The following is a 19,105-nucleotide window of genomic DNA, read 5'->3' as shown; positions in this document are numbered from 1 at the left end:
CGCACCAAGCACGCCGATCCCGGCGACGGTGCGAACAGGAAAAGGACAAGGATCATGCGCAAGCTTTCAGACAAGGTCGCCATCGTCACCGGCGCATCCAAGGGCATCGGCGCGGCCATCGCGCGGGCGCTGGCCGCGGAAGGCGCGGCGGTGGTGGTCAACTATGCCAGCAGCCGCGAAGGGGCCGACGCCACCGTCGCCGCCATCGAAAGCGCGGGCGGCCGGGCGATCGCGGTGAAGGCCGATGTCGCCGACGCCGGACAGGCCGACGCGCTGATCGAGGCGGCCAAGCGCGAATATGGGCGCATCGACGTGGTGGTGAACAACAGCGGCGTTTATGCCTTTGCCCCGATCGACGCGTTCGATCCGCTGGAATATCACCGGATGTTCGGCATCAATGTGCTGGGCCTGCTGAACGTGACCAAGGCCGCCGTCCCGCACCTGACCGAAGGGGCGAGCATCATCAACATCTCGTCCAACATCACGCGCATGCGGATGCCCGGCGCATCGCTCTATACCGCGACCAAGGCGGCGGTGGACGCGATCACCCGCGTGCTTTCCGCCGAACTGGGCCCGCGCCAGATCCGCGTCAACGCGATCTCGCCCGGCATGACCATGACCGAAGGCACCGACGCGGCGGGCATCGTCGAGGGATCGGATTTCGTCAGCCAGATCGTCGCGCAGACGCCGCTGGGCCGGGTGGGCCATGTGGACGACATCGCGGTGGCGGCGGTGTTCCTGGCATCGGACGAGGGCCGGTGGATCACGGGCGAAGTCATCGGCGTGAGCGGGGGAGCCTGATTGGGGGGGGCATCAACGAGGTCGGCGCACCGTCTCCTTTTGCGGGATAGGCGTACATTAGCAGGCGTTGGCGCCGCCAGAGTCGCCTATTTCTTGGTTTCTCGTGCTACTTTAGTAATCGTCGCGTGAGCCCGCTCGTTTTGCACCAATGTTCGAATTTTATCCCTGAGATTTTCAATGTTGCCTATACTACGCATTGATCCGCGTGGAACTTGAAAACGCCCTATGGCAATTGCTTCTAAATCACTTCTTGTCAGCTCGTTGTTATCTACAGCTGCTTCTACATGGCTTAGTGACAGTCGAGAAGCAGCCTCTATCTTCTCGCGCTTAGCTCGATCCTCTCCGGACGGACGAGCACCTTCTATAATTCGATAGACCTGACTTTCCGGAAGCCGATGAAGGTGCCGAACAATTGCATCAAAAGAAGAAATTAATTCAGCATCAGCGCCGGCCTCCGACAGCAGCCGACGCTGCCCGTCAATTATCTTAACGACCACCCTAAATTGTGATATTTTAGTCATACTTTTCATAAGGAATCTATTTTTACCTTCAGCTCTGAGCATATATTATTCATCATAGTTCTCACCCCACGCTTAGCGTTTTGACCCCAGTAGTTCCAAACAGGCAAGCCCGCGTTGGTCGCCTCAGGAACACCTATGTAATGTTTACCAACGGTGTTAACGACAGATGCGCCCCATTGTCGTCGTAATGCTGCCAATTGTTCCGTATGTATGTTTGTCATTCCTGAAGCTGCATTGCCCGCAGATTTTACAAGCGAGGGAACAATTGCTGCCATCTGGGTATCAGGAACATAGGCATCTGGAATTTGATCTTCCGGAATACGAGCGGAGTTGCTTAGAAATTTAAGCTTTTCGTCAATTTTGTTCTCCACGAGCGCAGAGAAGTGAGTGACGCCGCGACTCGAAAGTTCGTCAGGTATAACCGGAACGATATATCCATCGCTGCATGCCAAGGCGTTCTGGCTCACAATTTTGGTGGCTGGTGGGCAGTCAAAAAGCACATAATCATAATTGGCGTCCGCGTCGATGCTGTCGAGCCAAGCCGCCAGCAAGGTTCGCTTTTCCCAGTCCGAAAGTGCGGGGTTCCCAGAAAACGTCGATGCGAGATCAATCTCTGTGTCATCAAGTTCAAACTGGGCCGGCACAAGATCCAAGCGGGGATACATGTCGAAACTTGGCCCCCTACGCATCGGGTTTCTAACGATTATTTCATCCCCCGGCATTGGAATGCGACGGTTCGTAAATGATTCGAAAATCCGATTCACCGTAAGCCCCGACGCCACACGCGCTTGCCATGCTGAGCGTAAAACAACGAGCGAAAGGCTCGATTGATGGTCAACGTCGATTAGTAGCACCCGGTTGGACCGGGCCAGAAAACAGCTCAAATGGAAAGAAAGGGTCGTCTTACTGACGCCCCCTTTAAAATTGATGATCGATACTGCCTTCATCCTCCCCTCTCCCTACCATTGAGTCAAACCTGAGCTTATCAGTCTCATGTAAGAAAGCACATCATTCTAAATTGAATTTATCTGTTGCCGCCGCTAACCAGGGTCATCATAACTATGCGCCAGCTTTGAACTCAATCATGCTCCCGGTCCCCTGCCCCCAGATACAGCTCGCGCCCCATTTCTTTCATACACTCGCCTCATTTCCGCCAGGCCCGCAAGGGCTGCGGCCTTACTGGCGGCGGCGGTTTCGGCGCCGGTGGGGCCGATGGGGATGCAGCTTTTGGCCATTTGACGGTCATCGAACGCAGTGGCTGTCCCCTACACATGTTTCCCCTACGGTCTTACCCCTTCGGTTCCGCCGGTTCTGCTACATCGACGTCGCGTTCCCAGCCTTCGTTCTGAAGGACCAAGGTCTGGATGGCGACGGCGTTGGCGGCTGCGTCGAGGTCGGGCAGGGCGGTGTATTCCGATGGCCAGCAGCGAAAGAGGCGATAGGCGAGGACGAGCTGGCCCGCTTCGTTCATCAGTTCGATGACGACATCCTTGCGGAAATCGGCCAGCGCCATTTCACTGCCCGCCCCGGCATCGAGCCGGTGGACGCGATTGGCCCAGGCTTCGAATTCGCTGTCATGGGTGACGCCGCGTTCGATGGTGACGGGTTCGTAGCGCGACGCGCCGGGGGAGCGGCGGACGCGCGACGGGTCGCCGCCCTCGCGGTGCTCCACCACTTCCGTGATTCGCTTGAGCGCGCTGATCTTCGAGACGCCGGCGACGTATCGCCCGTCCCATTTCACCCGGAACTTGAACCCCTTATAGGGATCGTGACGCGCCGCATTGACCGTGAATTTCGCCATGAGCCTGCCCCCCGTGCCGCATTCGCCGCAAGATGAGGCCGCAGGGGCGGGCGCGTGTCAATTGCCGAGGATGGGGAGCGCGGGCGCGGCGCCTTCCGCCGCGTCGAGCCGGATGCCACCGACGGAAAGCGCCAGCCACGGTTGAAGCGGGACTGCTCCGAGCGTCGCCCAGAGCGCGGTGACGGTTTCGACGGGCAGGGATTCCAGGACGAGCGGCGATGCGGATGCGGTGCCCGCCGCTTCGTCGCCCGTGGCGAGGACGGCGTGATCCTGAATCGCGAGGGCGAGCGTGCCGAGCGTGCCGTGCGCCGCGGCCTGATCCGCGCCGGTGACGCTCAACAGATAGTGCGCGGTCAGCGACAGGCCGGGTCGCGCCCGATCGACCGGGCCGAGCCGACGGACGTTGCGGGCGCTCGCGTCCTGTTCGATCCGGTAGAGCCAGAGCGCGACCGACAGACCATCGCCGTGGGCGAGGGCGGGCGGGCCGATGCGAACGTCCGCAAGGGGCACCGCCGCGCGGGCAAGATCGGCCAGCGCCAGGCTGATCGCGGCGATGCCGGTGGTCATGGCCGGCGCGGTCCCGGGTGGTGGCGGATCAATCGTGCTCCCGGTCCCCCGCGCCCAGATAGAGTTCGCGGCCCATTTCCTCGTACACCCGGCTCATCTCGGCCATGCCGGCCAGCGCGGCGGCCTTGCTGGCGGCGGCGGTTTCGGCGCCGGTGGGGCCGGAGGCGATGAAGCCTTCGACGCTCTGGTTCTGTTTCGAGGCGAAGTCGCGGACTTCCTGGCTGATCTGCATCGAGCAGAATTTGGGGCCGCACATGGAACAGAAATGGGCGGTCTTGGCGCCTTCGGCCGGCAGCGTCTGATCGTGATACTGCTCGGCGGTTTCGGGGTCGAGGCTGAGGTTGAACTGATCGCGCCAGCGGAATTCGAAGCGGGCCTTTGACAGGGCGTTGTCGCGCATCTGCGCCGCGGGGTGCCCCTTGGCGAGGTCCGCTGCGTGGGCGGCGAGCTTGTAGGTGACGACGCCGACCTTCACATCGTCGCGGTCGGGCAGGCCCAGATGCTCCTTGGGCGTGACGTAGCAGAGCATCGCCGTGCCGTACCAGCCGATCATCGCCGCACCGATGCCGCTGGTGATATGGTCGTAACCGGGCGCGATATCGGTGGTGAGCGGGCCGAGGGTGTAGAAGGGCGCTTCGCCGCACACCTCGAGCTGCTTGTCCATATTCTCCTTGATCTTGTGCATGGGGACGTGGCCCGGCCCCTCGATCATCACCTGCACGTCCTGTTTCCAGGCGCGGTGGGTGAGTTCGCCCAGCGTGTAGAGCTCGCTGAACTGCGCCTCGTCATTGGCGTCGGCGATTGAGCCGGGGCGGAGGCCGTCGCCGAGGGAATAGGCGATGTCGTACGCCTTCATGATCTCGGTGATCTCGTCGAAATGCTCGTAGAGGAAGCTTTCCTTGTGGTGCGCCAGGCACCATTTCGCCATGATCGAACCGCCGCGCGAGACGATGCCGGTGACGCGCTTGGCCGCCATCGGGATGTACGCCAGGCGGACGCCGGCATGGATGGTGAAATAGTCGACGCCCTGCTGCGCCTGTTCAATGAGGGTGTCGCGGAAGATTTCCCAGGTCAGTTCCTCGGCAATGCCGCCGACCTTTTCCAGCGCCTGATAGATGGGGACGGTGCCGATCGGGACGGGGGAGTTGCGGAGGATCCATTCGCGGGTGTCGTGGATGTTGCGGCCCGTCGACAGGTCCATGATCGTGTCCGCGCCCCAGCGGGTGGCCCAGACCATCTTGTCCACCTCCTGTGCCACGTCGGACGCGACGGCGGAGTTGCCGATATTGGCGTTGATCTTGACCAGGAAGTTGCGGCCGATCGCCATCGGCTCGGTTTCGGGGTGGTTGATGTTGTTGGGGATGATGGCGCGGCCGCGGGCGACCTCGTCCCGGACGAACTCGGGGGTGACGTAGTCGGGGATGGCGGCGCCGAAGCTTTCACCGTCGCGGACATATTCGCGCAGGCGCTCGCGGCCCAGATTTTCGCGGGTGGCGACATATTCCATCTCGGGCGTGACGATGCCGCGACGGGCATAGTGCATCTGGCTGACATTCATGCCGGGTTTCGCGCGAAGAACGCGGCGGCGGACGTTCGGGAAGGGCTGCACCCCGCCGGAACGGTCGGGGCCGAGCTGGCCGTTATCTTCCGGGCGCACCTCGCGCTGTTCGACCTCCTCCACGTCGCCGCGCGCGCGGATCCAGTCGCGGCGCAGCTCGGGCAGGCCGGCCATGATGTCGATCGCGGCGCTGGGATCGCTGTAGGGGCCGGAGGTGTCATAGACGCGCAGGGGTGGCTCGCCGGAGGTGGGTTCCAGGTCGATCTCGCGCATGGCGACATTGAGGGGGCCGACATGCACCTTGCGGCTGCCGCGAATGGGGCCGGTGGTGACGCGCAGTTCGGTGCGGGCGGGGATGTCTGCCATCGTGTCTCTCCTTGGGCGGGGGAGGGATGGCCTGAGGGGACAAGCGCTCCGCTCCCTACGCCGGTGTCAGCCGGATCAGGTTCAGCGGGTCGGGGGCTGCCGCCCCCCTCTCAAGCGCCGCGTCAGCGCTCCCCCGGGGATCAGCCCGTGGTAGCGCATTCCGACCAGCCAAGGAAGCCCATGCCCGGAATTGCATGCGCATCGTCTGCGGCTTTCGTGATACGCTTCCCGACCGATAACTTGGTTTTACTTTCATGACGGCAGCAACAGGAGGGCAGGCGATGGGAAAAGGGAAGTATGCAGCGTTGGCTTTAGCCACGGGTGCGTCGATCTGGGGTGCGGAAGCGGTTGCACAAACGGTTCCGACAACGATCACCGACGATCCGCAGACCGTTTCCATTTACGAAACGAGCTGTGCAGGCGGGTTTTTCGCCAATCCGGGCCAAACCTGTACCTTCGATGGTGACTCCCGCACCGTCACCACCGTCACCGAAACACGCACGACTACGCCATCGGGCAATACCCGGATCCAGAATGGCGTGTATGACGTCGACATCGTCAACTGGAACGTGAATCGCACCGTCAACCTGGGTGGGACATCGAACAGGAACATCACGGCGAGGACGTCGCTGCAGTATACGGGGCAGTTCAACGATTTCCTGTTTGTCGGAGCCGTGCCGCCGGGCAGCGAATTTGCCGCCTTTCCCACCTATCTGAACCGAAACCTTCAGCTTGATTTCCTGGACGTTTCGGGGCGCGAGCAGCTGGACGGCTTTGCCTATACGTACCGCACCGTCGATGGCAGCCAGATCATCAACAACAACGCCACCCGCATTGTCGGGCGCTTTTACGATACCAATACCAACGATGGCCTTTCCTTTGGCACGGTGACCGGGTTGGCCACGCTGGGGGCCGCCCCGGTGTCGCGTGTTGGACCGGTGCAGTCGGACCTGGCCGACCTGTCGTTCGTCACGACCACGCATCTGGACGAGACGGGACTGATCACGCCGCGGATCACCGTGAGCCAGGGCATCGACATGAGCGGCAGCCGGATCACCAACCTGGCGGCGGGCATTGCCGCGACCGATGCGGTCAATGTCGGCCAGCTTCAGCAGGAAACGGCGGCCCGCACCGCCGCCGATACGGCACTGGCGGGCGCGATTGCAGCCGAGGCCACGACGCGGGCCAATGCCGACACGCAACTGGCGGCCGCCATCACGAGCGAAGCGACAGCGCGGGCGAATGCCGACACGCAATTGGCCGGCGCGATCGCAAATGAGGCCACGACGCGGGCCAATGCCGATACCGCCCTGGCGGGCGCGATTGCCAGCGAATCGGCAACCCGCGCCAGTGCCGACACCCAGCTGGCCGGGGCGATCGTCAGCGAATCGACGGCGCGGGCCAACGCGCTGTTACAGGTATCCCAGCGCATCCAGACCCTGGAGTCGGTCGACAATTCGCTGGCATCGGCGCTGGCCAACGAGAATGCGGCGCGGATCGCTGCCGACAATGCCCTGTCGCTGCGCGTCGATGCCGTGGCGAGCCGGCTGGACCAGATCGATTCGCGGCTCGACCGGATGGACGCAAGCGTGGCGAGCGCCGGCGCGATCGCGACGGCGATGGGCGGCGCCGTTTTCCTGCCGGACATGAAGTTCAACCTGACGGCGAACGTGGCGACCTATGACGGTGCCCATGCCGGTTCGATGCAACTGGGCGCGATGGTCACGCGGAACGTGGCGGTGAATGTGGGGGCAGCGACGGGCTTTAACCGGGGCGGCAAGACGGCCGCGCGGGCGGGCATGACGATCGGGTGGTGAGGAGCGGCGGGCGCGGCATGGTGGCGGACGTGCCGCGCCCGTCCGGTTCCGCCTGACCAGCGCGGATCGATGCGCTGCCGGGAAGGGTCGGCGGCTAGTCGTTCCTGGCGGTTGTGCCCAGCGCGGCGTACCATTCGGCATAGGGCGTGTTCTTCGCCAGGTGGCGGTTCCAGTCGGGTGCGCCGTCATCCCACCAGGGCGGGCCGCGTTCGCCGAGCGCGCGCTTGGCGGCGTCGACGCGGGCGCGGGCATCCGGCGCATGGTCGCGGACGGCGCGGCGAGCGGCCATCAACTCGCTGACCAGCGCCTCGCGCCGGTCGGGCGGCAGAGCGGGATCGCTCATCCGCCATAGACGCCCGCGCACGACGAAATACCGCCCGTCCGGTGTAACCGGATGGTTCAGAAGGTGTAGGTGAGGCCCAGGCCGGCGATCCACTGGTCTGCCTTGCCCGCCTCTGCCACGATCGGCGAGCGCTTGTAGTCGCCGAGCATCTGATAACGGCCGACGACGCCGACCAGGCTGAGGCCGCCGGTCAGGTCGCCGGTCAGCGACTGGACGGCGAGGGCGTTGACGCCCCAGCGTTTCCAGCCGGAACCGGCCGCGCTGTAGGGCGACAGGCCGCTGGCGGCCGCGCCCGCTGTGCTCACGTCGAAATAATAGTCGCCATAGCCCTTGCCCACATAATCCGCGAGGACGGAGACACCGACGAACGTCTGGGTCGACAGCGGCGTGCCATATTCGACGGTGGGGGTGACGATATAGCTGCCATGCGCGCCGGCCACGTCGCTGGCGACGCTGATGCGGGCGGACAGGATGTCGTAATCGCTGGTGATGACGCCCGTCTTGGTCACGCCGACCCAGCCGCCGAGTTCGACGGCAGTGTCGAGCTTGCCCAGCGCCTCAACCTGAGGATCCTTGATCAGCGTGGTGCGATCGAGCCGCAGGCCGATGGTCGGCCCGGCGCCGATATCGATGCCGTTCGGATTGCCCTGATCCCGTACGACATCGACGAACAGCATCGGCCCGCGCGAGAAGAAGGAGAATCGCGACACCTGACCCCGCAGCACGAATTCGGGAATGACGATGTTTTCGTCCGACCCTTCATAGCTGGGCACGGTGATCACGCCGGTGCCGATCGACAGCGTATCCCGATTGGGATCGAGGTCGGGCGCGCCGGCCCCTTCCTGCGCCAGAGCAGGGGTGGCACACAGGATCAGCGCGACAAGCGCACCGGGCAGGGCGACGTTCATGGGACGGGGATACTCCAACGGTTTCAGCCGCGTAACGCCCCGCCCATGCCGCAGGTTCCAGCCGGTCAGAACATATAGCGGATGCGGACATCCTGTTCGACGCGGCCACCGGCCTGAAGCGCGAACTCAGCGGAGGAAAAACGCGGCGGGCCGAAGCGGATCGCCGGATTGCGGGAAAAGCCGAATCCCTCTCGCGGGATGCCGGCAAAGGTATCCAGCTTGGCATTGCCGTTTTCGTCGTGGATCACCGACAGGGCATAGCGCCCGCCGGACAGGCCGTCGAAGCGGACCGAGCGTTCGCTGGCCGGAACCGACCGGGTAACGGCGTTCTTGTCATCCAGGCAGCCGGGAAAATTATCGGGATCGGCGGTCAGGCAGAGCCGCAATATCCCCTTTTCCGAGCGCAGTTTCGAAACATCGACGTCCAGCCCGCCCACCGGCGATGCGCCGGGCAGCAGCGCGATCAGAATCAGCGCCGCGCCAAATCGCCGCGCCATCCGGTGTCCCCGTCCCGCTTCACCCCATTCCCGTGCCAATTGCGCCCCCATTTTTATCCATGCGCGCCGCCATCCCCCGATGCGGCGTCCGTTTGCCGAACTGGCCCAGGCCCTGATCCGTGCGACAGAGCCGGTCCCAGAAGCGGAAGTATAATCCGTAATTGCAACCATATCGTTCATGATGCCGTTGGTGATGTGACGCAGTGATCAGCCACTTCCCCAATGGCCCATCCCAGATGAACCGGGGGAAAACCTCCCAGCCCATATGGTTGGTGACGCCCATAATCGTCATCACGCTCAGCACAACCGCCAGCGCACCGACATGGATGGGAATTGCGAAGACGAGTGCCGGAATCACGACGGCCCCCGTCAGCGCCTCGACCGGATGAAAGGCCATGGCCGCCCAGGCGGTCGGCGGGCGGCTTTGATGATGCACCGCATGGGCGATGCGGAACCATTTGGGCCGGTGCATCCAGCGGTGCGTCCAGTAGAACCAGGTATCGTGCGCGAACAGATACAGCAACACGCTGACCGGCAGATACCAGAGCGGGTAATCCGCGACGTCCGTGTAAATCCGGGTCCAGCCGCGATTCTGCCAGCCCCAGGCGACGATGCCGGCGGGAACGCCGTAGATGGCGGCAGAAGCGAGCGACCATTTGATTTCCCGCACGATCTGTTTGTCCAGCCCGTCATACAGGCCCGGAAAGCGGATGCGGGTGGCGAGCGCAAACCCACCCGATGCCGCGAGATAGCGGACGCCGACGATCACCGTCATGGCGATGGCGGACAACAGGATGGCAAGAGCGACCGACATTGCATGGCAGCATAGCGGGGTGGGGCGGGGGACGCCATGGGGATCGATACCGACCGGCGGCAACAGCCCGCAGAAAACAGCGGCCAATGTCTGGGCCCCCAGCCATAGCGGGATCTGTCCACTGCTGAGCCTTGGATGCCGGAAGAGGTCTGGCATCACAGGTAGGTCGAGCGGGAAGAAAGGCCCTCACCCTTCCGGCGCTCCCGGACCCCATGAAAGTATTACTTTCATGGGAACCCTTCGCGCCTCCCTCCCTCTCCCGCTTGCGGGAGAGGGAAGGGGCCCGTCGCCGTAGGCGGTGGGAAGGGTGAGGGTGTTGCTTCGGGCCTGACCGCAGCGTCGCGGATGCCGACGCGCACCCACTATCGCCTGCCGACGGCTAAAGCGGCACCGACAGCCGATTAAAGACCTACTATCTTGATAGGATATACGGCCGGCGGCATTATCCTATCTAAATAGTAGGAGATTCAGGGATGGTTTCGTTCGCCGGTTTGTTGCTCACGTCCACTGCGCTGGTCGCGCCGCCGTTGGCGGACCCAGCTCCGGCACCCGCGCCCGTCCAGCGGTCCGACGCCGCGGCGGAATCCCCGGTGGCGGACATGGCCGAGGGAGCGGACGACCAGGCGGGGGAAATCGTGGTGACCGCGCGGCGGCGGTCTGAAAATGTGCAGGACGTGCCGATCGCGGTATCCGTGCTGTCGGACGAGACGCTGACCCAGACCGGCGCGTTCAATATCCAGCGGCTGACCCAGTTGCAGCCGACGCTGCAATTCTACAGCCAGAACCCGCGCAATACCTTCATCAACATTCGCGGCATCGGCGCGCCGTTCGGGCTGACCAATGACGGGTTCGAACAGGGCGTCGGCATTTACATCGACGATGTCTATTACAACCGCATCGCGTCGGCGACGCTGGATTTCGTCGATATCGAGCAGGTCGAGACGCTGCGCGGGCCGCAGGGCACGCTATACGGCAAGAACACCACGTCGGGCGCGATCAACATCACCACCGCCGCGCCCAGCTTTACCCTGGAAGGACGGGGCGAGGTGTCGTTCGGCAATTACAATTTCAAGCAGGGCAAGCTCTCCGTCTCCGGCCCGCTGGCCGACACGCTGGCCGCGCGGGTGAGCATTGCCACCACCAGCCGACAGGGGACGATCCGGAACCTGGCGACCAACATCGCCATCCAGTCGATCGACAGCATCGCGGTGCGCGGGTCGCTGTTGTGGAAGCCCGCCGATGATCTGCGAGTGACGGTCAGCGGCGACTGGAATTTGCAGGACCCGATCTGCTGCGCGCTGCCGTTTTTCCGCTATGGCGCGACCCAGCGGGCGGCGAACCGGCAACTGCCCGCGCTGCTGAGCTTTTTCCCCGGCTATCCCCGCGCCGATTACCCCATTCCCAACGTCAATCCCTATGACCGGACGACCGATGTCGATGCGGAACTGACCGCGCGCAACGAGCATGGCGGCCTTTCCGCCCGCGCGATCTGGGACCTGGACGACAACAATACGGTGACGTCGATCACTGCCTGGCGGTATTGGGACTGGGGGCCGGCGAACGACCGCGACTATGTCGGCCTGCCGGTCTATACCAAGGTCAACAACCCGACGATCCAGCACCAATATACGCAGGAATTCCGGTTCAACCATGTCGGCACCGGCTATGACTTCGTCGTCGGCCTGTTCGGGTTCCACCAGAATATCCGGACCAGCGGCGTCCAGGAAACCGGCCCGGCGGCGAGCAAATGGCTGCTCAATCCGACGAGCGCGCTGTCCGACAACCCGCAGGTGCTGAACAATCTGAGCGCGGTGAACGACATCCGGCTGGACAACACCAGCCTGGCGCTGTTCGGCAAGCTCAACTGGAACCTGACCGACCGCCTGACCGTCTCGCCCGGCATCCGCGTCAATTACGACAAGAAGCAGGGGCTTTACGATTCGGTCGTGACCGGGAATGCGTCCGACGGGACGCGGCAGGTGGTGTCGCCGGTGCCGGGTTCGCCCTATTACACCGATCCGTGGATCGCGGCGGCGCGCGGCGTGCAGGCATCGCAGTTCTTCGAGCCCGAATTCAGCGCGTGGAACCTCTCCTACGACCTGAACCTGCGCTATGCGGTGACGGACGACGTGAACCTGTATGCGACCTATGCCAAGTCGTTCAAGACGGGCGGCATCAACCTGAACGGCGTGCCGGCCGATGCCAATGGTGTGCCGATCGCGTCCGTCTTCACCATCAAGCCCGAAAAGGTCGACCATTTCGAAGCGGGCGTGAAGACGCAGTTCTGGGATCGCCGGGTGACGTTCAACCTCACCGGCTTCTGGACCGAGATCAAGGATTTCCAGGCCAGCGTGTCGAACGGGCAGCTGGGCACGGTGCGCGGCTATCTCGCCAATGCCGACCGGGTGCGGTCGCGGGGCGTCGAGGCGGACCTGTCGGTGCGGCCGAGCGAGCGACTGAACGCCTATGTCAGCCTGGCCTATACCGATGCGACCTTCCGCGAATTCTGCGACGCGCCGCCGCCGCCGGAACTGGCGGGCGGATCGTCGACGGGGATCGTGGTGACGGGCCGCTGCACCTTTACCGGCGCGGTCGGTGCGCCGGGCGTGGCAGGGGCGGTCAGCCCGCCCTTTGTCGACATTTCCGGCGCGGTGCTGCCTGGCGTGTCGAAATGGGCGGCGAGCTGGGGCGCGGAATACAACCTGCCCGGCAGCCTGTTCGGCGATGAGGGGCAATTCTATCTGGGCTATGACGGCAGCGGCCGTTCCAGTTTTTCGTCCAACCCGTCGCCGTCGATCTATACCAATGTCGATGGATACAGCCTGCACAATTTCCGTCTGGGCTATCGCGGCGAGCGGTTCGGAGTGTTCGGATGGGTCCGCAATGCGTTCGAAAAGGATTATGTCGATTTCCTGCTGGCCGGGACCGGCGGCAATACCGGCCTGATCGCCGGGCAGATCGGCGATCCGCGCACCTTTGGCGGCACGGTGACGTTCAATTTCTGATAACCCTGTTGTTACTGCCAAGTAACGAGGCGCGCTGACTGCATGTTGTTCCGCATCATCGGAAACAAAGTTAATTGCGCAATTCACGTAATGTTGCCGATGATGGCTTGTTAACTGTGGGATTGCATCGTGGCCGCTCATTGATGAGAGATGGCCATGTTCAACGTGCTGGAGTGCATTGTCGATCAACATGACCAGCGGCTGGTGACGCTGGCCGCCATGATCTGGCTGATCGGCAGTGTCACCTTGTTCCTGTTGCTGCGTCGGTCGGCCGAATGCATCGAGGCACGACGGCGGCAATGGATCGCGGTGGCGGCGCTGGCCGCCGGGGTCGGCATCTGGGCGACGCATTTCGTTGCGATGCTCGCCTATCGCGGTGCGGTGCCCATCGGATATGATGTCGGGATCACCGCGCTGTCGGTGGGGATCGCCATCATGTTCTTCTGGGGCGCGCTCGGCCTGCTCGGTCGCCAGCCGGGTACGGGCCGGGCCGTTGCCGCCGGGCTGGTCGCAACGCTGGGCGTCGCGGCAATGCACTTCACCGGCATGGCGGCGATCATCGCGCCGGTGCGCATCACCTATGATCCAGCACCGATCGCGGTGGCCGCGCTGCTGGGTACGGCGGCATTTTCGCTTTCCTTCATCGCCTTTGCCCGGCTGCGGCGCTGGTGGCGGATCCTGGTGCCCGCCGCCGGCGCCGTCCTGGCCGTGGTCGCGCTGCATTTCACCGCCATGTCCGCGACGATCCTGCGATACGACCCGACCCGAGCGGACCTGATCGTGCCGGTGCATACCGAATGGCTGGTCGTCGCCATCGTCGCGGCGACACTGGGCCTGATCCTGCTGGTGCTGGCGGGTGCGTTTCTGGACCGGTTGCTGACCGACATGCACGGCCTGACCGAGGCGAGCCTGGAGGGGCTGGCCATCGTGTCGCGCGGGCGGATCGTCGAGGTGAACCGGCGGCTGGCGGAGATGATGGGCGTGCCGCCCCGCACGATGATCGGCACCGCGCCCGACCAGTGGCTGGAGGCTGCCGACGGCCATCCCATCGGACTGGAGCGGCACATGCCGTTCGAGGGGCGGGCGCTGGGCGCGCGGCACCCGGACGAGGTGCTGGAAATCGGGGTGCATGGCATCGAATATCGCGGGCGGCCCTGCACCGTGTTCGCCGTGCGCGACCTGACCGAGCGCAAGCGGGCGCAGCGGCAGATCGAGCATATGGCATCGCATGATTCGCTGACCGGCCTGCCCAACCGGGCGCATCTGGAACGGGTGCTGGACGACCGCATCGCCAATCCGGTCGGCGGCTTTGCGCTGCTGGCCATCGACCTGGACCGGTTCAAGGCAGTGAACGATATCTTCGGCCATGCCGCCGGGGACGATGTGCTGCGCCGGGTGGCGGCGATCCTGCGCGATTGCGCGCGCGACGGTGATCTGGTCGCGCGGATCGGCGGCGACGAATTCGTCATCGTGCAGTCGAATACCGAGCAGGCAGCGAATGCGCACATGCTGGCGCGGCGTGTGCTGAAGCGCTTTGCGACCGACATGGACATCAGCCGCGATCCGATGGCGGTGGGCGTCAGCATCGGCGTCGCCATGTATCCCGGCGACGGGGTGCAGGCAGAGACGCTGCGCCACAATGCCGATGTCGCGCTGTATCACGCCAAGGAGGGCGGGCGCGGGCGCGTATGTTTCTTCAGCGGCGAGATGGACAAGATCGTGCGCGCGCGCCGTCAGCTGGAACATGATTTGCGCCAGGCGCTGGTCCACGATCAGTTCAGCCTGGCCTTTCAGCCGCTGGTTTCGACCACGGGCGGGCTGGTGATGGGGTATGAGGCGCTGATCCGGTGGAACCACCCCGAACGTGGGTTCGTGCCGCCGGAAACCTTCATCCCCGTGGCCGAGGAGATCGGCGCGATCGTGCCGATCGGCGAATGGGTGCTGCGCGAGGCGTGCCGGCAGGCCGCAACCTGGGAACAGGACCTGACCATCGCAGTCAATGTATCGCCGGTGCAGTTCCAGCTTGCCAACCTGGCCAGCGTGGTGCGCGACGCGGTGTTCCAATCGGGGCTGGACCCGAAGCGGCTGGAACTGGAGGTCACGGAAAGCGCGCTGCTGCGCAACCGGGCGACGACGCTGGCCACGCTGCACGCGATCAAGGCGATGGGCGTACGGATCGCCATGGACGATTTCGGCACCGGTTATTCGTCACTGAGCAACCTGCAGAGCTTTCCCATCGACAAGATCAAGATCGACCGGAGTTTCGTGTCGAGCGTGACCGACGACGATGCCGCGCGGTCGATCGTGCGGGCGATCGTCGGGCTGGGCCGCAGCCTCAATCTGCCCGTCGTGGCCGAAGGGGTAGAGACCGAGGCGCAGCGGCGCATGGTGATGGAGGAAGGCTGCCCGCAGGCGCAGGGCTTCCTCTATGGTGAGCCGATGAGCATGCCCGGCGCACGGATGCCCCAGCTGCGCGTGGCGAGTTGAAGGGGCGGGGAGCGGTAAACCGGCACCACCGGGGAGTGTTTTGAGCCAGTCCGCTTTGACTGCAATGGTGTCGAAAGCCGACAGGCCCCTTTATCCCCCTTTGCGCCCCCTAATTCCCCATGCCGCCGAACGGGTTCTGGCCAGCCTCCAGCATCATCGCGGCGAGCGCGCCGAGGTCGAGGCGGGCGACGAGGGCCATGAGGCCGCCGGCGACCTGCGGGTCGGACAGGCGTTCCTGAAGCGCGAGCTGGGCGATGCGGGAAAAGCCCTGTTGCAGCGCGGCCTGGCCGCCGGTGCGCGCCGCAGCGGTCATTTCCGTCTTGCAATCGGTGAAGGCGAGCCGGTTGAACACAACCGCCGCCGCCTGGGTCGCGGCTTCGCGCTTGGCGGGCGTCACCTGCGCCAGATCGGCGAGATCGGGGCTGAGCGCGGCGACTGCGAAGGTCCAGCGGACCATCGCGGTGCGATCCGCGCGCGTCGTCTTTGCCGACAGGCAGCGGTCGAGCGCCGCCGCCTGCTGACCCTGCGCGGCGGCAGGGCTGGCCGATGCCAGCGCCAGCGCCGCTGCAATCGCCCCAGCTATCGTTACGCCTTTGCCGATGCGATCCATGCGTTCACCTGTTCTTCCAGCACATCCAGCGGCACGGCGCCGCCGGACAAGATGACCTCATGGAAGTCGCGGATGTCGAATTTGGGGCCGAGTTCGCCTTCCGCCTTTTTCCGCAGCTCGGCGATCTTCAATTGGCCGATCATGTAGCTGGTCGCCTGGCCCGGATTGTTGATGTAGCGGTTCACCTCGCGCTCGACATCGCCCTTTGAGATCGAGCTGTTGTCGAGGAAATACTGGATCGCCTGATCGCGGGTCCAGCGTTTGGAATGCAACCCCGTATCGGTGACCAGGCGGATCGCGCGCCACATCTGGAGCGAGAGCATCCCGAATTCGGAATAGGGATCGGCGTAACCGCCCATTTCCTTGCCGAGCCGCTCGGTATAGAGGCCCCAGCCCTCCGAATAGGCCGAATAGCCGCCGAACAGGCGGAAGCGGGGCAGGCCCTGTAATTCCTGCTGCCGGGCGATCTGGAAATGATGGCCCGGCGCGCCTTCATGGACCGAAATGCCCTCCATCTGGATCTTCTGCGTCTGGGTCATGTCGACCAGATTGACGTAATAGATGCCGGGGCGAGAGCCGTCCGGGGCGGGGCGGTTGTAGAAGGCGGTCGACGCCGTCCCTTCGCGCCATTTTTCCACCGCGCGCACCTCAAGCGCCGCCTTGGGCAGGGTGCGGAAGAACTCGGGCGCCTTGGCCATCATGCGGGCGATGACGGCGCGGGCATCGGCGAGATACTGGTCGCGCCCGGCCTGGTCGTTGGAATAGCGGAACTGCGGATCGGTGCGGACATGGTCGAAAAAGGCCTTCAGGTCGCCTTTGAACCCCACCCGATCCTTGATCGCCTCCATTTCCTTGCGGATCGAGGCGACCTGATCGAGGCCGATCCGGTGGATCTGGTCGGCGCTCAGGTCGGTGGTGGTGTAGGCGGAGAGGCGCGCGTCATAATAGGCCGCGCCGTTGGGCAGGCTCCATGCGCCGTTATTGCCGGTTGCCTTGGGCTCGATCTCGTCCAGCACCGCGAACAAGGTGTCGAAACCGCGTTTGAACGGGCCGGTCAGCGCGGTCGAGGCATCGGCGATCAGCTTGTCCTTTTCGGCTTGCGGGATCGAGAGCGCGGTCACCTTCTTGCGGAAATCGGCCAGCACAGTGCTGTCCTCTCCGCTGGCGAAGGGCGCGCCCTGTAGCACTTTCTGCGCATCGGCCCGGGCGGGGGCGAACACCATCTGCGGCGGCACGATGCCCTTTGCCGCCTGATCGCGCATTTCGGCGGCGACCTCGCGCATCACGCGTTCGGTCTCCGCGATGCGGGCGACATAGGCGCGGGCGTCGTCGGCGGTTTCGATGCGGTGGTTGTTGATCAGGAATACCGGGATCTGCCCGGCGGGTGAGCCATTGGTGCTGACCGGGAAGCCATAGTCGCGGAATTGATACTGACGCCGCTGATTTTCGACCGACTTTTCATAGAGGCGATAGCTGAGGCGGCCCTGGGGCGAGAGTTTTGCCGGATCGAACCGGGCGCGCATGGCGGCCAGCGTTTCCTCGGCCAGCTTCATCCGCTTTTCGCCGGCGGCGGGGGTATAGTCGTCGAGCTTGTCAGTGTTGGTCTTGAGGCCCAGCGCGGTCTGGGTTTCGGGGCTGAGCGCCACGCCCTTGTTGAAGGCTTCGTCCAGGAAGGCGGTGAGGCGCGCGTCCTCCGCCTGGGCGGAGGCTTGCACGACAGGTTCGCCGGGCGCGGTGGCGAGCATGAGCGGGGCGGCGGAAATCATAAGCAATGGCAACAGCTTGCGCGACATGGACGGCCCTTTGGCTTCGGAGTTCGTGGATGGGCGCGAAGCTGGCCGATTGCGAGGCGCGGGGCAAGGGGGTGTATGCGTCCGCTACGTCACTTCCCCCTCTCCAAGCTGCGCTAGCCGCTGGGGCGGCAAGCTTCGCTATCCTCCCCCGCAAGGGGGGAGGAGGGGGATGCCTTGTCGGGCAAACGATCCGGTCAGTCGTCCTCGTCCTCGAAGCCGACGAGATCGAGGGCTCGGGCCTTGATCTGGTGGGTCTGGCACCAGTGGACGAGCGCATCCTCGCGGCCGTGCGTGACCCAGACCTCGCGGGGGGCGACTTCGCGGATGGTGGTGGTCAGTTCGTCCCAGTCGGCATGGTCGGACAGGATGATCGGGAGTTCGACGTTGCGCTGGCGGGCGCGCTGGCGGACGCGCATCCAGCCGGATGCCATGGCGGTGACCGGATCGGGCAGGCGGCGCGACCAGCGGTCGTTGAGCGCGGAGGGCGGGGCGAGCACGATGCGGCCGGCAAGGTCTGCCTTGGTCGCCTCGCTGGCCGGGCGCAGTTCGCCGAGATCGACGCCGTGGGCGATGTACAGGTCGCAGAGGCGTTGCAGCGCGCCGTGCAGGTAGAGCGGATCGTCGAACCCGGCGTCGCGCAGTTCGCGGATCACCCGCTGTGCCTTGCCCAGCGCATAGGCCCCGACCAGCACGCAGCGCGTGGGATCGGCGCGGACGGCGGCGATCAGCTTGGCAACCTCCGACGGGGTGTCGGGATGGACGAAGACGGGCAGGCCGAACGTCGCCTCGGTAATGAACACGTCGCAGGGGACGACTTCGAACGGGGCGCAGGTGGGATCGGGGCGGCGCTTATAATCGCCGGTGACCACGACGCGCTCGCCGCGATGCTCCAGCAGGATCTGGGCGGAGCCGAGGACGTGGCCGGCCGGGACGAAGCGGATGTCCACCTCGCCCAGGCGGATCGTGTCGCCATAGCCGACGGGGTTGCCCGATTGCTCGCCGTAGCGGACGCCCATGATCGCCAGCGTTTCGGGCGTCGCCCAGACCGCGCCATGGCCGCCGCGGGCGTGATCGGCATGGCCGTGGGTGACGAGGGCGCGGGGCTTGGGCTGGCTGGGGTCGATCCACGCATCGGCGGCGGGGACGTAAATCCCCTCCGGTCGCGGGTCTATCCAGTCGCCGAGCCTTGCCATGGCGGGGATATGGGGCGGGGGAGG

General features: G+C 64.6%; 16 protein-coding genes and 1 riboswitch. Of the genes, 4 read left to right on the top strand and 12 right to left on the bottom strand.

Annotated elements, in window-relative coordinates; genetic code table 11:
* The first annotated feature begins 54 nt into the window (after positions 1-54).
* Positions 55-801: a glucose 1-dehydrogenase gene (locus tag ACPVPU_RS14400; RefSeq protein ID WP_448658657.1), complete on the top strand. Its 747-nt coding sequence runs from the start codon at positions 55-57 to the stop codon at positions 799-801.
* Between the two features lie 86 nt (positions 802-887).
* On the opposite strand, the gene ACPVPU_RS14395 is transcribed toward ACPVPU_RS14400, so the two are convergent.
* The 5 genes from ACPVPU_RS14395 to thiC all read right to left on the bottom strand — a co-directional run bounded on the left by ACPVPU_RS14395 (position 888) and on the right by thiC (position 5,614).
* The gene (locus ACPVPU_RS14395; protein WP_448658656.1) at positions 888-1,331 is read right to left on the bottom strand and encodes a hypothetical protein; all 444 of its coding nucleotides are present in this window, start codon (positions 1,329-1,331) and stop codon (positions 888-890) included.
* On the bottom strand, positions 1,328-2,269 hold the full coding sequence (locus ACPVPU_RS14390; RefSeq protein WP_448658655.1) for a ParA family protein: 942 nt from the start codon (positions 2,267-2,269) through the stop codon (positions 1,328-1,330). The genes ACPVPU_RS14395 and ACPVPU_RS14390 overlap by 4 nt, the downstream gene beginning before the upstream one ends.
* A gap of 341 nt (positions 2,270-2,610) precedes the next feature.
* Positions 2,611-3,123: a phage tail protein gene (locus tag ACPVPU_RS14385; protein WP_448658654.1), complete on the bottom strand. Its 513-nt coding sequence runs from the start codon at positions 3,121-3,123 to the stop codon at positions 2,611-2,613.
* A 57-nt stretch (positions 3,124-3,180) separates the two neighbouring features.
* Positions 3,181-3,690 (bottom strand): Pvc16 family protein, encoded by a 510-nt coding sequence (locus tag ACPVPU_RS14380; RefSeq protein WP_448658653.1) that lies wholly within the window; start codon positions 3,688-3,690, stop codon positions 3,181-3,183.
* Positions 3,691-3,718: 28 nt separating this feature from the next.
* The gene (gene thiC / locus ACPVPU_RS14375) at positions 3,719-5,614 is read right to left on the bottom strand and encodes a phosphomethylpyrimidine synthase ThiC (RefSeq protein WP_448658652.1); all 1,896 of its coding nucleotides are present in this window, start codon (positions 5,612-5,614) and stop codon (positions 3,719-3,721) included.
* Between the two features lie 35 nt (positions 5,615-5,649).
* Positions 5,650-5,759, bottom strand: a riboswitch (TPP riboswitch).
* Positions 5,760-5,919: 160 nt separating this feature from the next.
* Here thiC and ACPVPU_RS14370 point away from each other — a divergent pair.
* Complete coding sequence (locus ACPVPU_RS14370; protein WP_448658651.1) at positions 5,920-7,431, top strand: YadA-like family protein; 1,512 nt, start codon at positions 5,920-5,922, stop codon at positions 7,429-7,431.
* A 94-nt stretch (positions 7,432-7,525) separates the two neighbouring features.
* Here the strand turns inward: ACPVPU_RS14370 and ACPVPU_RS14365 are convergent, their stop codons facing one another.
* The 4 genes from ACPVPU_RS14365 to ACPVPU_RS14350 all read right to left on the bottom strand — a co-directional run bounded on the left by ACPVPU_RS14365 (position 7,526) and on the right by ACPVPU_RS14350 (position 9,993).
* The gene (locus ACPVPU_RS14365) at positions 7,526-7,774 is read right to left on the bottom strand and encodes a hypothetical protein (RefSeq protein ID WP_448658649.1); all 249 of its coding nucleotides are present in this window, start codon (positions 7,772-7,774) and stop codon (positions 7,526-7,528) included.
* A 56-nt stretch (positions 7,775-7,830) separates the two neighbouring features.
* A complete protein-coding gene (locus tag ACPVPU_RS14360) occupies positions 7,831-8,682 on the bottom strand; it encodes a MipA/OmpV family protein (protein ID WP_448658648.1) in 852 nt (283 codons plus the stop codon).
* 65 nt (positions 8,683-8,747) lie between these two features.
* On the bottom strand, positions 8,748-9,179 hold the full coding sequence (locus ACPVPU_RS14355; RefSeq protein ID WP_448658647.1) for a DUF2141 domain-containing protein: 432 nt from the start codon (positions 9,177-9,179) through the stop codon (positions 8,748-8,750).
* Between the two features lie 19 nt (positions 9,180-9,198).
* Positions 9,199-9,993 carry a sterol desaturase family protein gene (locus tag ACPVPU_RS14350; protein ID WP_448658646.1) on the bottom strand — a complete coding sequence of 265 codons (795 nt, stop codon included), beginning with the start codon at positions 9,991-9,993 and terminating at the stop codon, positions 9,199-9,201.
* Positions 9,994-10,466: 473 nt separating this feature from the next.
* On the opposite strand from ACPVPU_RS14350, the gene ACPVPU_RS14345 reads away from it, so the two are divergent.
* Both ACPVPU_RS14345 and ACPVPU_RS14340 read left to right on the top strand, forming a co-directional pair.
* A complete protein-coding gene (locus ACPVPU_RS14345) occupies positions 10,467-12,998 on the top strand; it encodes a TonB-dependent receptor (protein ID WP_448658645.1) in 2,532 nt (843 codons plus the stop codon).
* 150 nt (positions 12,999-13,148) lie between these two features.
* On the top strand, positions 13,149-15,485 hold the full coding sequence (locus ACPVPU_RS14340) for a bifunctional diguanylate cyclase/phosphodiesterase (protein ID WP_448658644.1): 2,337 nt from the start codon (positions 13,149-13,151) through the stop codon (positions 15,483-15,485).
* Between the two features lie 109 nt (positions 15,486-15,594).
* Here the strand turns inward: ACPVPU_RS14340 and ACPVPU_RS14335 are convergent, their stop codons facing one another.
* The 3 genes from ACPVPU_RS14335 to ACPVPU_RS14325 form a co-directional block, all read right to left on the bottom strand.
* The gene (locus ACPVPU_RS14335; protein WP_448658643.1) at positions 15,595-16,095 is read right to left on the bottom strand and encodes a hypothetical protein; all 501 of its coding nucleotides are present in this window, start codon (positions 16,093-16,095) and stop codon (positions 15,595-15,597) included.
* A complete protein-coding gene (locus ACPVPU_RS14330; RefSeq protein ID WP_448658641.1) occupies positions 16,071-17,888 on the bottom strand; it encodes a DUF885 domain-containing protein in 1,818 nt (605 codons plus the stop codon). Before ACPVPU_RS14330 ends, ACPVPU_RS14335 begins: the two co-directional genes overlap by 25 nt.
* 194 nt (positions 17,889-18,082) lie before the next feature.
* Positions 18,083-19,081, bottom strand: coding sequence for a ligase-associated DNA damage response exonuclease (locus tag ACPVPU_RS14325; RefSeq protein WP_448658640.1), 999 nt, complete (start codon positions 19,079-19,081; stop codon positions 18,083-18,085).
* Between the last annotated feature and the right edge of the window lie 24 nt (positions 19,082-19,105).

This window comes from Sphingomonas paludis, assembly GCF_053502515.1.
The sequence above is the reverse complement of the archived record's forward strand: the minus strand, read 5'-3'. Positions and strand labels throughout refer to the sequence as shown.